General features: G+C 72.9%; 16 protein-coding genes. 7 read left to right on the forward strand and 9 right to left on the reverse strand.

The window, feature by feature from the left end:
• Positions 1–92 precede the first annotated feature (92 nt).
• The 5 genes from ACZ6TV_RS43575 to ACZ6TV_RS43595 all read right to left on the reverse strand — a co-directional run bounded on the left by ACZ6TV_RS43575 (position 93) and on the right by ACZ6TV_RS43595 (position 4037).
• A complete protein-coding gene (locus ACZ6TV_RS43575) occupies positions 93–287 on the reverse strand; it encodes a response regulator transcription factor (protein WP_465305559.1) in 195 nt (64 codons plus the stop codon).
• Positions 288–575: 288 nt separating this feature from the next.
• A complete protein-coding gene (locus ACZ6TV_RS43580; protein ID WP_465305361.1) occupies positions 576–1343 on the reverse strand; it encodes a phosphatase PAP2 family protein in 768 nt (255 codons plus the stop codon).
• Entirely contained in the window at positions 1343–2029 is a 687-nt protein-coding gene (locus ACZ6TV_RS43585; protein WP_465305363.1) for a response regulator transcription factor, read from the reverse strand. The genes ACZ6TV_RS43580 and ACZ6TV_RS43585 overlap by 1 nt, the downstream gene beginning before the upstream one ends.
• A 9-nt stretch (positions 2030–2038) precedes the next feature.
• Positions 2039–2839 carry a COG4705 family protein gene (locus tag ACZ6TV_RS43590; protein ID WP_465305365.1) on the reverse strand — a complete coding sequence of 267 codons (801 nt, stop codon included), beginning with the start codon at positions 2837–2839 and terminating at the stop codon, positions 2039–2041.
• Between the two features lie 10 nt (positions 2840–2849).
• A complete protein-coding gene (locus ACZ6TV_RS43595) occupies positions 2850–4037 on the reverse strand; it encodes a hypothetical protein (protein ID WP_465305367.1) in 1188 nt (395 codons plus the stop codon).
• Between the two features lie 275 nt (positions 4038–4312).
• Between ACZ6TV_RS43595 and ACZ6TV_RS43600 the strand changes: the two genes are divergently transcribed.
• A complete protein-coding gene (locus ACZ6TV_RS43600; protein ID WP_465305369.1) occupies positions 4313–4654 on the forward strand; it encodes a hypothetical protein in 342 nt (113 codons plus the stop codon).
• A gap of 76 nt (positions 4655–4730) precedes the next feature.
• On the opposite strand, the gene ACZ6TV_RS43605 is transcribed toward ACZ6TV_RS43600, so the two are convergent.
• Together ACZ6TV_RS43605 and ACZ6TV_RS43610 are read right to left on the reverse strand one after the other, a co-directional pair.
• The gene (locus ACZ6TV_RS43605) at positions 4731–5624 is read right to left on the reverse strand and encodes a M48 family metalloprotease (RefSeq protein ID WP_465305371.1); all 894 of its coding nucleotides are present in this window, start codon (positions 5622–5624) and stop codon (positions 4731–4733) included.
• Positions 5621–5977 (reverse strand): BlaI/MecI/CopY family transcriptional regulator, encoded by a 357-nt coding sequence (locus tag ACZ6TV_RS43610; RefSeq protein WP_465305373.1) that lies wholly within the window; start codon positions 5975–5977, stop codon positions 5621–5623. Before ACZ6TV_RS43610 ends, ACZ6TV_RS43605 begins: the two co-directional genes overlap by 4 nt.
• 109 nt (positions 5978–6086) lie before the next feature.
• Here ACZ6TV_RS43610 and efeU point away from each other — a divergent pair, with 109 nt between their 5' ends.
• Both efeU and ACZ6TV_RS43620 read left to right on the forward strand, forming a co-directional pair.
• Positions 6087–7331, forward strand: coding sequence for an iron uptake transporter permease EfeU (efeU, locus tag ACZ6TV_RS43615; protein WP_465305375.1), 1245 nt, complete (start codon positions 6087–6089; stop codon positions 7329–7331).
• Between the two features lie 183 nt (positions 7332–7514).
• Positions 7515–8096: a DedA family protein gene (locus tag ACZ6TV_RS43620; protein ID WP_465305561.1), complete on the forward strand. Its 582-nt coding sequence runs from the start codon at positions 7515–7517 to the stop codon at positions 8094–8096.
• A gap of 61 nt (positions 8097–8157) precedes the next feature.
• Here the strand turns inward: ACZ6TV_RS43620 and ACZ6TV_RS43625 are convergent, their stop codons facing one another.
• Together ACZ6TV_RS43625 and ACZ6TV_RS43630 are read right to left on the reverse strand one after the other, a co-directional pair.
• Positions 8158–8922, reverse strand: coding sequence for a methyltransferase domain-containing protein (locus ACZ6TV_RS43625; protein WP_465305377.1), 765 nt, complete (start codon positions 8920–8922; stop codon positions 8158–8160).
• Between the two features lie 74 nt (positions 8923–8996).
• Complete coding sequence (locus ACZ6TV_RS43630) at positions 8997–9317, reverse strand: hypothetical protein (RefSeq protein ID WP_465305379.1); 321 nt, start codon at positions 9315–9317, stop codon at positions 8997–8999.
• A gap of 78 nt (positions 9318–9395) precedes the next feature.
• Here ACZ6TV_RS43630 and ACZ6TV_RS43635 point away from each other — a divergent pair, with 78 nt between their 5' ends.
• From ACZ6TV_RS43635 to ACZ6TV_RS43650, 4 genes are read left to right on the forward strand one after another with little or no spacing between them, the layout of a single operon-like run.
• Positions 9396–9953 carry a hypothetical protein gene (locus tag ACZ6TV_RS43635; RefSeq protein WP_465305381.1) on the forward strand — a complete coding sequence of 186 codons (558 nt, stop codon included), beginning with the start codon at positions 9396–9398 and terminating at the stop codon, positions 9951–9953.
• Positions 9950–10630 carry an ABC transporter ATP-binding protein gene (locus tag ACZ6TV_RS43640; RefSeq protein ID WP_465305383.1) on the forward strand — a complete coding sequence of 227 codons (681 nt, stop codon included), beginning with the start codon at positions 9950–9952 and terminating at the stop codon, positions 10628–10630. Before ACZ6TV_RS43635 ends, ACZ6TV_RS43640 begins: the two co-directional genes overlap by 4 nt.
• Position 10631: 1 nt before the next feature.
• On the forward strand, positions 10632–11297 hold the full coding sequence (locus tag ACZ6TV_RS43645; RefSeq protein WP_465305385.1) for an ATP-binding cassette domain-containing protein: 666 nt from the start codon (positions 10632–10634) through the stop codon (positions 11295–11297).
• A complete protein-coding gene (locus ACZ6TV_RS43650; RefSeq protein ID WP_465305387.1) occupies positions 11291–13912 on the forward strand; it encodes an FtsX-like permease family protein in 2622 nt (873 codons plus the stop codon). The genes ACZ6TV_RS43645 and ACZ6TV_RS43650 overlap by 7 nt, the downstream gene beginning before the upstream one ends.
• Positions 13913–13932 lie beyond the last annotated feature (20 nt).

Consider the following 13932-nt stretch of genomic DNA (forward strand, 5'->3'; position numbering starts at 1 on the left):
CCCCGCCCGCCCGCCGCCACGCCACGAAGCGCGGCGGCGGGCGGGCGGCAACTGAGCGGCAGACGTCGCCCGGCCCGCTGGAATCGCATCGTCTACGTGCCTTGGCCGCCGCCGGGGGTGATCAGGCCGGTTTCGTAGGCGACGATGGTTGCCTGGGCGCGGTCGCGGATGCCGAGTTTGGAGAAGACCCGGGTGACGTGGGTCTTCACGGTGGTTTCGCTGATTTGTAGCTGCCGCGCCAGCTCCAGGTTGCTCAGCCCTCGGGCGATGAGTCGCAGGATGTCCAGCTCCCGGGGGTGAGAGGCTGGGAATGTTGAGGCTCACGCGGCCGAGCCGGCGAACGTCACCGCCGAGCCCGCGTTCAGCGAGGTGCCGAAGCGCACGCCGTCCGTCTCGCGAGGCGGTGCCCGCCAGGCGGTGTGATCCGGCCGGCGTGAGGAGCCAGCCCCAGGTCCGGGGGAGGGTGGTGAGCTGCCGCCGGTACAGGCCGCGCGGCATTTGCCCGGCCCTGCGTGGCATCAGGTCGACGAAGTCGTGCCGGTCGACCTGGTGCCGTCCGGTGCGCAGCCGCCGGGTCAGTTCGGCGGCGGCGCCGTCGGGCCCGGCGCCGAAGCCGGCGGAGATGACCACGATGCGCCGTTGTGTCTGCTGTGCTCGGTGCTCCGTGGTTGGCTCGTCTCGGGCCGTTGCGACCGGCCGCCGTCACGTTGAGGAGATGCTGGCTGTGCGGTGCTGAAAGATCGCTGAACCCGCAGCAGCGTGGCGGAGGCCACTGTGACACCGGCGGCGAGGAGCCAGCCGCCGAGCACGTCGGTGGGCCAGTGCGCGAGCAGAGCGACCCGGCTGATCCCGACGAGCACCGCCCAGCCGCCGGCGACGGCGACGAGCGTGCGCCGGGACCGTCGGCCGGTCAGCACCGTCCAGCCCAGGACGACGAGGATGCCCGCCGCGACCGCGGAGGATGTGGTGTGCCCGGACGGGAACGCCCAGCCGCTGGTCGGGGTGAGCCGGTCGACGGGCCGTGGGCGGTGCACCAGCGTCAGGATCGTGAGCCGGATTGCGGTAGCGGTGACCGCGGTGCCGAGCAGGAAGAGCAGGCCGGTGCGCCACCGGCGCCATAGCAGTGCCAGAGCCAGGGCGAGCGTGACCGGGAGCAGCACCTGGGTGTCGGCGCTGTGGGTCACCACCGACATCGCCGAGCGCCAGCCGCGGTGCTGCTGTGCGAACCGGCGGGCGGCTTCACTGAGCGCGGTGTCGAAGCTGATCAACGGCCCCCACCGGACGGCGACAAGGGTCGTGAGCAGGCCCAGCGCGACGGCGCAGGCCACGATGATCCGTCGCATCAGCCGCCGTCCGGGTCCATGCGGTACCCGGCGCCGCGGACGGTGCGGATCGCGGACCTCCCGTACGGATGGTCGATCTTCTTGCGGATGTAGCCGACGTAGACCTCGACGATGTTCGGGTCGCCGTCGAAGTTGGCGTCCCAGACGTTCTCGATGATGGCGGTCTTGGTGACCACGACACCTGCGTTGCGCATGAGGAACTCCAGCAGCGCGAACTCCCGCGGCGTGACCGCGATCTCGTCGTCGCCGCGGGTGATGCGCCGCCGGGCCGGGTCGAGGGTCAGGTCGCCGGCGCTCAGCACGACCGGCCGTTGCGGTGCGCCGCGCCGGATCAGCGCACGCAGGCGGGCGACCAGCACCACGAACGAGAAGGGTTTGGTGAGGTAGTCGTCGGCGCCGAGATCGAGCCCGTCGGCCTCGTCGTAGTCGCCGTCCTTCGCGGTCAGCATGAGCACGGGCGTCCACACGTCGCGCTGCCGTAGCTGCCGGCACACCTCGTATCCGCTGAGGCCGGGCATCATGATGTCGAGCATGATCGCGTCGTAGGCGCCGTTGGGCGTCTCCGTCGCAGCCCACAAGCCGTCCACGCCGTTGTGCATCAGGTCGGTGGTGAAACCCTCCGTGCGCAGCCCGTCCCGGATCGTCTCGGCCAGACCGACCTCGTCCTCGACCAGCAGCAGCCGCATCCGCTCCTCCTACCGGTAGGTGTGCGCGTTGATCGGCGCCGTCGTCTCGGTCCGGTCCTCGGACACGTCGACCCGGGTGCGGGTCAGGTGGACGACCAGCGCGGCCGAGGCGAGCAGGAACACCACGCTCGGCCCGACCGTGCCGAGTCCGAGGCCGCCGTTGTCGCGGGGCTGCGACAACCAGTCGCCGAGCGACGCGCCGAGCGGGCGGGTCAGCACATAGGCGGCCCAGAAGGCGGACACCGCACCCAGTATCCCGGCCCGGAACGCGATCGCGATGACGGCGATCAACGCGGCGAAGATGCCCGCGGACGGCAGGTAGCCGAGGTTGATCCGCTCGGCGAGCAGGTCGCCGGCGGCGGTGCCGAGCGCGAACGTGAGCAGGATCGCCACCCAGTAGAAGGTCTCCCGCCGGGTCGTGGTGATGGTGTGGATCGAGAGGGTCCGTTCGCTGCGGTACCAGAGTGCGAACGTGGCGGCGAGCGCGACGGCGAAGACCGCGGTCGTGACCTCGAGCGGGACGCCGAAGTTGTCGACCAGGTTGTCGGTGACGAGGGTGCCAACGACGCTGATCAGGATGACGACCAGCCAGTACCGCCACGGCACGTACCGGCTGGACCGCAGCTGCAGGGTCAGTGCTCCCGCGGTCAGGGCCGTCACGACGACCGTGGTCCACGTCAGACCCAGCCCGAGGTTCATGTTGAGCAGGTCGGCTGCGGTCTCGCCCACCGTGGTGGCCAGGACCTTGATGATCCAGAAGTAGACGGTGACCTCGGGCACCTTGTTTGCCATGCGGCGGGCGATCTTCATTTCCGTAGCCTCACATCCTGGACCTGAACGGTCGCTGAAAAACGGTGGTCTTCATCGGGGTGAGCAGCAGCGCCGAGCACGCCAGGACGTAGAGCAGCGTCAGCCAGCCGTGTGCGGCGTCGGGCATCGGCACCCAGCGGGCGGTGAACAGCCCGAGGCAGGCGGTCGCGGTCCACCACGGCAGTTCGGCGCGGGATCCCAGGACGTCCCAGAGCGCGGCGCCGACCACTACCCCGGCGACGTAGTACTTGTTGGTGCCCGGGTCCAGCACGACGCGGGCGCCGACGGCAACCAGCACCATCGCCGCCCACCGGCCGCGACGCCACGCCAGCAGCGCCAGCACGGTGCCGAGCGCCGCCTGTGCGGGCCGGTCCCACGGCGGGGTACGAGGGTCGTGGACGCCCAGGACACGCAGTGCCGACAGTTCGGTGTTGGCGATGGTGAAGTGCAGGGCGTTGCTGGTGGCCGGATCGGCGAGGAAGAACGGCAGCCAGGCCGCGGCGATGACGGCCGCCATCGTCGCCGCACCGGACAGCACCGCCCGCCGTCGCGCGCCGCGGTGTACTGCCCGCCACCCTGCGCCGCCGGTCGCACCGGGGGTGCTGAGCAGGAGCAGGAGGCAGCCGAACGGCAGTGCCCATGGCTTGGCGTCGACGGCCAGGCCGAGCAGCGCACCGGTGAGCACCGGCCGGCCGGAGACCGCGGCCCGCAGCGCCAGGACCGTGAACAGCAGCGCGAGGACGTCGTCGAGGTGGGTGACGCCGACGGCCAGGAACAGCCAGACGGGGACGAAGAACACGGACGCGGCGGCGACCCGCCGGTCGAGCCGCCCGTCGCGCAGCAGATCGGGCCGGGTCGTCGCGCCGATCTGGCGGATCTGCCACAGCACCACCACGCCGGCCGTCGCGCCCAGCACCTGCCAGATGGCCAGCGCGCCGACCGCGCCGGCAGGCATGGCGGCCAGGGAGGCGAGCAGCGCGACCGGCCCGATCTGCAGGATGGGCGCCGCCGCATAGGTGTGCAGCCCGCCGCGGATCGCATCGTCGGTGTCCGCCAGGGCCTGTGCCCCCTGCACGAAGAAGTGCCATGAGCCACCGCCGTTCCACGCCATGATCACGAACCAGGCCGCGAACCAGCCGGCCAGCGCCATCGCCGCTGTGCGCTCGTGGCGTGTCGTCACGCCCGGGATGCTCACCATGGCCGGACCGTAGGCAGCGCTGCCTGAAACCCCACTGAAGATACACCTACAGCGTGTAGGTGTTCCGGCGTTCAACGTATCTTCAGGTTCGGCTGCCTACCTTCAGCGGCATGAGTGCTGAACACGATCCTGTGACCCCCTCGGACGGGACGGAGCCGACGGGGCACGCAACCGCGGCGAAGCCACCGGTGTGGCCCGCGTCGAGCGCATCCGGCACCGCCACCGACACGACCGCTGATCCCGTTCCCGCGCCGAGTCGTTCCAGGTGGCGGGGCATGGTCGCCACACCGGGGCGGGCGGCCGTCGTTGCCGTTGCGGCAACCCTGGTCCTGGCGGTGGTCCCGTGCACCCTTGCCGGCGCCGTCGCCGGTGCCGCGATCGTCGGGGAGCACCACGGCGGCGAAGGCGGCGACGGTGGGGAGAAGGGCGACGGCGACCGGCGGGGCGAGCAGGGCGACCGGGAAGGTCACGAAGGCCAGGGCGACGAGGCCGACGGGGACGGCGGCCAGCAGCATCAGCAGCCGGACAAGGGGCCGACCGCGATGACAATCCCGTCGCTGTCCACGGTCCCGCCGTCCAGCACTGCGCCGAGCGTCAGCCCCAGCCAGACTCCCTGATCACCAGGCATCGTCGGCGGCCGGTCGGAGCGGAATTGGTCTGCAGGAATGACGACGACCTGCCTGGCGTCGGGGGTCAGGGCAGCCAGATCAGCGCGACGCGGATGAAGTCGGCGAGGGCGGCGCTACCTGCTGCGGCGGAGCCGAGCACGACGAGTGCGGCCAGGGTCATCGCCGCCCAGGGCCGTCCGCCGCGAGGGCGGGTCAGGGCGGTGACCCGGCGCACTACGTTGGAGCCACCGGCGTCGAGCGTGCCCGCCGTGCGCGGGCCGCCGGCGACGGCGACCTTGGCGATCGACCGGGCGACCAGGCGGCGGTCGCCGACCACTGCGGCGGCGTCCTCGTCGGCGCTGCGCTCGACCAGCAGCGCGACCGCATCAGTGACCGGGCGCAGCAGGGGGTTGACTGCGGCGGCCATGGCGGCGAGCGCCATCGTGCGGTGGTGACGGTGGTGCAGGTGGGCGCGTTCGTGTGCGGCGACGGCGGCCCATTCCGTCCCGTCGAGGAGACGCAGCAGGCCGGAGGTGACCAGCACGTGCCCGCTGCGGTGCGGGCTCGTCGCTGGTACCGCGATCGCGTGCGGCTCATCCCAGTCCGCGACCAGGAGGCCGTCGTGGGGTGTGCCGGCCGCGTGCAGGGCAGCGGCGGTGTGCCGTTGCCGGCGCAGGTGGGTCAGTCCGCGCCACACCCCGGCGGCGAGCAGCACCCCGGCGGCGACCGCGACGATGCCGGGTACCGGCTCCGGCAGTGGGTACCCGGCGGTGCGTTCGCGGACGTCGGCGGCCGGCAGGTCGTCGAGGGCCGTCAGGGCGAGCAGCAGCAGGCAGCCCGAGCCGACTGCTGCGATCACCGCCGCGCAGGCCGCGTACAGCCGTGCGGCCGGCTCCGGCCGGGCGGCCGGCGGGAGCGCCTTGAGTGTCAGGGTGAGGAGCGCGGGCAGCAGCAGCGGCAGGTACACCAGGAAGCTCACGGCGACCGGTCCAGCAGGTCGCGGAGCGTGGCGAGGTCGGACTCGGCGAGGTCGTCGGTGAAGCGGCGCAGCACCGCCTGCCGGTCGCCGGGGCCGTCCAGGGCCGCCCGCATCTGCCGGGCCGCGGCAGTGGCGGCGTCCTGGACGGGCCAGTAGACGTGGCTGCGCCCCTCCGTGCGGCGCTGTACCAGGCCTTTCTCGAACAGCCGGATCAGGATCGTCTGCATGGTGTTGTACGCCAGCCCGGCATCCACGACGTCCTTCACCTGGGCAGGCGACAGCGGCCCGTCTGCCGCCCACAGCGCTGCCATCGTCTGCGACTCCAGGGAGCCCGATGCCCGCCGTCCGGTCATGTCCGTCACCATCACACGATATCCGTCCACGCCGTGCGCTCCAGCTTGACGCGCTCCTACAATCTGTAGGAGATTGGCTGGGTTAGGAACCCTACGCTTGGAGCGTTTCGTGGGAACGGTCTTCTTCGCCAGCTACCTCATCGGTCTGCGGGACGGGCTCGAGGCCGCGCTGGTGATCAGTATCCTCGTGGCGTTCCTGAACCGCTCGGCACGCCGCAACCGGCTCCGCGAGGTGTGGGCCGGGGTCGGCGCCGCCGTGCTGGTCTCCGCTGCCGTCGGGGTGCTGCTCACCACTGTTGCCGGGTGGCTCGGCAGCGGCACCCGGATGGAGCTGTTCGAGGCCGTGACGTCGCTCGTCGCGGTGGCGCTCGTCACGTGGATGATCTTCTGGATGCGGCGCACCGCCCGCACTCTGAAGGGCGAGCTCACCGGCCGGCTGGAGACCGCACTGTCGATGGGCGGCTGGGCGGTCGTGACCATGGCGTTCTTCGCCGTGCTCCGCGAGGGCGTGGAGATGGTGCTGCTGGTCTTCGCCGCCGCCGAGGGCGCCGCCGACTCCGCCGCGCCGCTGCTCGGCATGCTGGCCGGCATCGCCTCCGCGGTCGGGCTCGGCTGGGCGATCACCACCGCCACCGTGCGGATCAACCTCGGCCGGTTCTTCACCTGGACCGGCGCGCTGCTCATCCTGGTCGCGGCGGGCATCCTCAAGTACGGCGTGCACGGCCTGCAGGGCGCCGGCGTGCTGCCGGGCGGCGGCCAGGACGCGTTCGACCTGAGCGCCACGATCGACCCGACGTCGTGGTACGCCACCCTGCTCACCGGCACCGTCAACCTGACACCGCGGGCAAGCGTGCTGGAGATCACCGCGTGGCTGGCATTCGCGGTGATCATGCTCGGGCTGTTCTTCCGGCCCGCGCCCACCCCACGGCCCGCAGCGCAGGTGCGCGCCAACGCGTTCGTCGCGGCGGGCACCGTCCTCGCGCTGGGCCTCACCCCCAGCGGCTGCGGCGGCGGGTCGGCACCCGCCGCACCGTCCGACGAGGCGATCGCGGTCACGGCCACCGACACCGTCGCGGAGACCTTCGGCGGCCTCGACCCCGGCATCGACGCCCGAGACGGCGACCTCGACCCCGGCGTCGAGTGGACCGGCTACCACCGCATCGAACAGCAGCTGTGGAGCGGAGGCGACCTGGCCGCTGTCACGCGGTCGCCGACCGGCTCCTCGCCGACGTGCGGCAGCAGCGGCAGCGCCTCGACGGCGGCAGGTGACCCGGCAGCCGGCGTCCGGCCGCCGTTCAACGGATTCTCAGGTTCGGGTCTTTACCTTGGCCACGCATGGAGGTGTCCCAGGTGAACCGCCCGACCACGCCACCGCGGCGTTCGCGATCGCCCTCGCTGTCGCGGCGTTCCTGCACCGGGGCCGGGGCGTGGCCCTGCTCATCGCGGTCGCCGTTGTCGCGTACGCACCACTGCCTACCCTCGTGAGGAAGTCGACGTGAAGTTCCTGGACCCCGAGTGGCTCATCTCCACCTTCGGGATGCTCGGCATCCTGGCGATCGTCTTCGCCGAGTCGGGCCTGCTGATCGGCTTCTTCCTGCCCGGCGACTCGCTGCTGTTCACCACCGGGCTGCTCGTCGCCGACGGCAAGTACCTGCACCAGCCGCTGTGGCTGGTGTGCCTGCTGGTGTCCGTCGCCGCCGTCGCCGGTGACCAGTTCGGCTACCTGTTCGGCCGGCGGGTCGGCCCGGCACTGTTCCGGCGACCGAACTCGCGGCTGTTCAAGCAGGAGAACCTCCGCAAGGCACAGGAGTTCTTCGCCAAGTACGGCGCCCGGTCGATCGTGCTGGCGCGGTTCGTGCCGATCGTGCGGACGTTCACCCCGATCGTCGCCGGCGCCAGCGGCATGCACTACCGCACGTTCGTGCTGTACAACATCATCGGCGGCACACTGTGGGGCACCGGCGTCACGGTCCTGGGCTACTTCCTCGGCCAGATCCCGTTCGTGAAGTCCAACATCGAGTTCATCCTCATCGGCATCGTCGTGCTGTCGGTGCTGCCGATCGCCGTCGAGCTGCTGCGAGCCCGGTCCCGGTCCGGCCCTCGCCCTCACCAGGGCTGAGGGCGAGGGAACGGGGCCGGGCCGCCCGGTCTGCGGGCCGGATCGCGTCCCCGTCGGCCGATCACATCCCCTGGGAGTCGGCGAGGACGCGTCGGGCGACGTACACGACGTTGACGGCGTAGCCGTCAGTGCCGGGCAGCAGCCGCGCCGCAGTGTCGAGGCCGCGGGCGATCCGGTCCAGGCCGCGCCGCTCGTACCAGCCTCGTGTCAGCATCGAGAAGCCCCGCCGTTCCACGATCTCAAAGCCGTGCCGGCCCAGCAGTCCGGCGACGTCGTCGTGCGACAGCTCCGCGAACCAGCGGCGACCCCGGTGCCGGTGCGCCCGCAGGTGCCGCAGCGAGCGGGCGTTGCCATGGTTCTCGACGACGAGCAGCCCGGCGTCGGCGTCCGGCAGTGCCCGCGCGGCGAAGGTGAGGGCCCGGTCGCGGACGGCGCCGTCGACGTTGAGCAGCAGCCGGAACATGGTGACCAGCGCCGGTCCGTCGGCCGTCGCGGCCGGCCAGGGGACCGGCCCGTCGGCAACGACCGCGTGCAGCCTGGCGTCGGTGCCGAGTTCGGCAGCCTTGGCCAGCATGTCGGCCGAGGTGTCGTAGCCGTGCGCCTCCCGGACCAGGCCGTGCAGGCTGCGGATGGCCCGCCCAGTGCCGCAGGCGAAGTCGTGCTGGACCGGCTGTCCGGCCGGGAAGCTCTCTCGGACCAGGTCGCGCAGGTACGCTCGCTGCCGTTCGTTGATCCTCGACGCGTAGCTGCCGGGTGCGTAGGTGACGTGCTCGTACTTGTCGACTGCGCCGGTGTCCTGGAACACCCGCGCATAGTTCGTGCCCAATCCAGATCCCCGTTCGTTGTGCGGTGACGCTGTCCCTACAACGCGTAGGAGGTAACGCGGATACGGCCGTCCCACTACGCGTCTCGTACCATGGCTGCCGGGAAGGCATGAGGAGCATGCACGGCAACGACGCCCAGATGCTCGTTCTCACCGTCCTCGCGGACGGGCCGCGGCACGGCTACACCGCGCTCGTCAGCGGGGCGACCTTGGTGATCGCGGCACGCCTCATCCTCACCGGCAACATCGACCAGTCGACCGGGCAACGGGCCGCGCAGGTCGCCGCCGCGCTCGGTGAGGCCGGGCAGGCCGCCGAGATGCAGCTGCGACCAGGCGCCCGGAGCATGCGGTGCGCGCCCGGCGGCGGCCGGCGGTGCGGCCGGGTACCAGAGCCACACCGACAGCGTGCGCGGTGTCTTCTGGCGCTGCCGGCGTATTCAGCGGACCTTCAGCCAGCCGTTCCTATGGTGCCGGTCATGCGAACCATCGGCATACTCGTGGCAGTCGGTGTCGCGGCCGGGCTGGCGCTGTCCGGCTGCGGCAGCACCAGCGCGCCGGACCAGGGCGGCGCCGGGGACATCCCGGACAACCAGGCCTTCGTCGAGTACCGGCCGCCTGGCGGCCGGTACTCGATCAAGGTGCCTGAGGGGTGGTCCCGCGCGGAGTCCGGCGGCAGCGCGACCTTCACCGACAAGCTCAACACGATCACCGTCAACCTCGGCACCCGCGCCTCAGCACCGGATGTCGCGGCCGGTCAGGCCGACCTGACCACGGTGCGCGGGACCACTGCCGGGTTCAATCCCGGCAAGGTGTCGCAGGTGCAGCGCACCGCCGGTCCGGTGCTGCTCGTCACGTACCGCGCCGACGCCGCGCCTGATCCGGTCACCGGCAAGGTCGTCAACGACGACGTCGAACGGTACTCGTACTGGCATGCGCCGGAGGACCTGCTGACCGTCACGCTCGCCGGGCCGCACGGTGCGGACAACGTCGATCCGTGGCGGACGGTCACCGACTCGGTGCGGTGGCTGCCGTGACCACACCGGTGATCCGCGCCGAACGGCTCTTCCGGTTCTTCCACAGCGGCGACGAGGAGGTCCTCGCGCTGCGGGGTGTCTCGCTGCGGCTGGACGCGGGGGAGCGGGTCGCCCTGACCGGGCCGTCCGGGTCCGGCAAGTCGACACTGCTGGCCTGCGTCGCGGGCCTCGACGAACCCGACGGCGGCACCGTGTGGATCGCGGGCCGGCGCATCACCCGCCGCCCGGAGGCCGCGCGGGCCAGGCTGCGGGCACAGCACATCGGTGTCCTGTACCAGTCCGGCAACCTCTTGCAGCACCTCACCGTCGCGCAGAACATCCGCTTCGCCCGCCGCCTGGCCCGGCATGCACGCGGCACCGACGACATGACCACCCGACTGGCCACGGTCGGGCTGGACGGGCGCGGCGACGCATTGCCCGGCGAGCTGTCCGGTGGGCAGGTCGCCCGGGCGGCTCTCGCGGTGGCCCTGGCGAACGACCCGGCGGTCCTGGTCGCCGACGAGCCGACCGGAGAGCTCGACGAGGTCACCGAACGCGCGATGCTCGGCCTGCTCGCCGCTCGTGCCGCCGCCGGGACCGCCGTCCTGGTCGCCAGCCACAGCCGTGCCGTCGCCCGTGCCGCCGACCGCGTCATCGACCTGCGCGACGGACGCGTCGCCGGCACCGAGGAGGACTGACATGGCCGACCACCCCGATGCCTTCACCGGTCTGCACCTCGTGCGCAGCTTCGGGTCGGCGGTCGCGGTCCGCGACGTGACGTGCGTCGTGCCCGCCGGCGCCCGGATCGCGGTCACCGGCCCGTCCGGATCGGGCAAGTCCACGCTGCTGCACCTCATCGCCGGCATCGACGAGCCGACCAGCGGGACCACCCGCTGGCCGGCGCTGGACGGGCACCCCCGTGACCGCCCCGGCCGGGTCGGCGTCGTCCTGCAACACCCGGCGCTCGTGCCCACCCTGGACGCCGGGGAGAACGTGGGGCTGCCGCTGCTGCTCGCCGGGTACACCGCCGGCGCGGCCCGGCAGGCCGCCACCGCGGCCCTGGACCTGCTCGGGCTCGCCGACCTCACCGGCCGCCTGCCGCACGAGCTGTCCGGCGGCCAGGCGCAACGCGTCGCGGTCGCCCGCGCGGTCGCCGCCGGCCCGGACCTCGTCGTCGCCGACGAGCCGACCGCGGCCCTCGACTCGGCTGCCGCCGCGCATCTCGTCGACGTGCTGCTCGCCGCCGCCGGGATGCGTGCCGCGCTGATCGTCGCCACGCACGACCCGGCCGTCGCCGACCGGATCGGCACCCGCTGGCTGATGCTGGACGGCGCCGTCCACGCACCGGCGGGCACAGCATGCTGACCTGGATCGCCGGGACGCTGCGCCGCCGCACCGCCCGGCTGCTCGCCACCGCCGCCGGCATCGCCACCGCCGTCGCGTTGCTCGCGACCGTCGGCGCGTTCCTCAGCGGCGCACAGGCGTCCATGACCCGCCGCGCCGTCGCCCCGGTCGACGTCGACTGGCAGGTGCATCTGGACACCGGCGCCGACCCGGCGGCGGCACTCGCCACGACCCGCGCCGAGCCCGGCGTCACCACGGCACTGCCGGTCCACTACGCCGCCGTCCCGGCACTGTCCAACCAGGACGGTGGCACCGTGAGCACGACCGGCGCGGCCGTCGTCCTCGGCCTGCCGCCCGGATACCGCGATACCTTCCCCCGGCAGGTGCGCGTCCTGGCCGGCACCGGCGACGGCGCCGTGCTCGCCCAGCAGACCGCGGCGAACCTGCATGCCGTGCCGGGCACCGTCATCACCGTCCAGCGGCCCGGCCTGCCCACCGCCGAGGTGACCGTGACGGGCATCGCCGACCTGCCGCACGCCGACACCCTCCTGGCGGACGGCGGCGCGGCGACCGCACCGCCGGACAACGTGCTGCTGCTGCCGGACGCCGTCTTCGCGCAGCTGTTCGACCCGCTGCAGGCGACCCGGCCCGACCTGGTGAGCGGGCAGCTGCACGTACGGACCGCCCGGAACCTGCCGCCGGACCCGCAGCAGGCGTACACGACCTCCACCGGCACCGCCCGGCACCTCGACGCGACGCTCGCCGGCGCAGGGCACACCACCGACAACCTCGGCGCGGCACTGGACGCGGCCCGCTCCGACGCCGCCTACGCCACCGTACTGTTCCTGTTCCTGGCCACCCCCGGCGTGGCCGCCGCCGGACTGCTGACCGCCACCCTCGTCGCGGTCGCCGCCCAGCGCCGGCAGCGGGAACAGGCATTGCTGCGGACCCGCGGCGCCACCGCCCGGCAGGTCCTGACGATCGCGGCCGCCGAGGCCGTCATCAGTGGCCTGGCCGGCGCGGTCCTTGGTGCAGGCGCTGCCGCGGCCCTCGGCACGGCCGTCTTCGGCGCCGCCGGTGCACCGGTCTGGTACCTGGCGGCCGGCGTCGCAGGACTCCTCGTCGCGGCCGGTGCCGTGCTGCTCCCGGCCTGGCGGGCACTGCGAACCCGCAGCGTCACCGACGGCCGCGCCCGCGGCCAGGTGCCGACGGGCCGGCTGCCGCTCGCGTTGCGGCTGGGCCTGGACGTGCTGGCCCTCGGGTGCGCCGCGCTGATCCTGCGGGTCACCACCGCCCACGGCTACCAGGTCGTCCTGGCACCGGAGGGCGCGCCGAGGATCTCGGTCGACTACTGGGCGTTCGCCGGCCCCGCGCTGCTGTGGCTCGGCGGGGCGCTCCTCGCGTGGCGGCTCGTCGCGGCCGTGCTGCGGTACGGGCGGCCGGTGCTCACCGCGCTGGTGCGACCCGTCGCCGGTCCGCTGTCCGGCACGGTCGCCGCGACCGTGCACCGCCGCCGGCATCCGATCGCGACCGCCGGGACCCTCATCGCCTGCGCGGTCGCGTTCGCGGTCTCCACGTCCGTGTTCACCGCCACCTACCGGCAGCAGGCCGAGGTCGACGCCCGCCTCACCAACGGCGCCGACGTCACCGTCACCGCCGCGCCCGGCACCCCACCGGGCGGGCTCACCACCACGATCGGCTCGACGCCCGGCGTCCGGCACGTCGAGACGATGCAGCACCGGTACGCGTACGTCGGCGCCGACCTGCAGGACCTGTACACCGTCCGACCCACCACGGTGGCCGCAGGCGCGCATCTCGCCGACGCGTGGTTCACCGGCGGCACCGCGGCCGGCCTCATGCACCGCCTCGACCGTCAGCCCGACGGGGTGCTGGTGTCCGCGGAGACGGTGGTGGACTTCCAGCTGCAACCGGGGGACCGGCTGACGTTACGCGTCACCGACCCGAGGACCGGCACCCAGGTCCCGGTCACCTTCCACTTCCTCGGCATCGTCAACGAGTTCCCGACAGCGCCCACCGACAGCTTCCTCGTCGCCAACCAGGACTACGTCACGGCGCAGGCCGGCGCCGGCGCCGACACGCATCTCGTCGACACCACCGGCAGCGACCCGGCGGCCGTCGCCGCCGACCTGCGCGACCGGGTCGGCGCAGGGCCGGCGATCACCGACATCACCGCCGGTCGTGCCTTGGTCGGTTCCAGCCTCACCGGCGTCGACCTCGCCGGCCTGACCCGCATCGAGCTCGGGTTCGCCCTGGTACTCGCGGTGGCCGCCGCCGGGCTGGTGCTTGCCGTCGACCTGACGGAGCGGCGACGCACGTTCACGATCCTGGGCGTCCTGCGGGCCAGGCCGCGGCACCTCGCCGGGTTCGTCGCCGCCGAGGCGGTGATCGTCACGCTGCCGGCGCTGCTGCTCGGCGCGGCGCTCGGCACCGGCCTGGCGCAGGTCCTCGTCACCACCCTCAGTGGTGTGTTCGACCCGCCGCCGGACTCGCCCGCCGTGCCATGGACGTATCTCGCCGGTGTCGTGGCCGCGATCGTCGGCGCGGTGACCGTGACCGTGACCGTCCTGGTCCTGCGGACCCGCCGCCCCGACCTGACTCAGATCCGCGGCGAATGACCACCGAATTCCTGCCGGCA

It is taken from the genome of Dactylosporangium sp. NPDC051087 (assembly GCF_055586325.1).

Excerpts from the sequence above, each read along its gene's own strand:
- ACZ6TV_RS43585 (WP_465305363.1), bottom strand. The coding sequence starts at position 2,029 with ATGCGGCTGCTGCTGGTCGAGGACGAGGTCGGTCTGGCCGAGACGATC.
- ACZ6TV_RS43600 (WP_465305369.1), top strand. The coding sequence starts at position 4,313 with ATGGTCGCCACACCGGGGCGGGCGGCCGTCGTTGCCGTTGCGGCAACC.
- ACZ6TV_RS43635 (WP_465305381.1), top strand. The coding sequence starts at position 9,396 with ATGCGAACCATCGGCATACTCGTGGCAGTCGGTGTCGCGGCCGGGCTG.
- ACZ6TV_RS43590 (WP_465305365.1), bottom strand. The coding sequence starts at position 2,839 with ATGAAGATCGCCCGCCGCATGGCAAACAAGGTGCCCGAGGTCACCGTC.
- ACZ6TV_RS43645 (WP_465305385.1), top strand. The coding sequence starts at position 10,632 with ATGGCCGACCACCCCGATGCCTTCACCGGTCTGCACCTCGTGCGCAGC.
- ACZ6TV_RS43595 (WP_465305367.1), bottom strand. The coding sequence starts at position 4,037 with ATGGTGAGCATCCCGGGCGTGACGACACGCCACGAGCGCACAGCGGCG.
- ACZ6TV_RS43610 (WP_465305373.1), bottom strand. The coding sequence starts at position 5,977 with ATGACCGGACGGCGGGCATCGGGCTCCCTGGAGTCGCAGACGATGGCA.
- ACZ6TV_RS43650 (WP_465305387.1), top strand. The coding sequence starts at position 11,291 with ATGCTGACCTGGATCGCCGGGACGCTGCGCCGCCGCACCGCCCGGCTG.
- ACZ6TV_RS43620 (WP_465305561.1), top strand. The coding sequence starts at position 7,515 with ATGCTCGGCATCCTGGCGATCGTCTTCGCCGAGTCGGGCCTGCTGATC.
- ACZ6TV_RS43580 (WP_465305361.1), bottom strand. The coding sequence starts at position 1,343 with ATGCGACGGATCATCGTGGCCTGCGCCGTCGCGCTGGGCCTGCTCACG.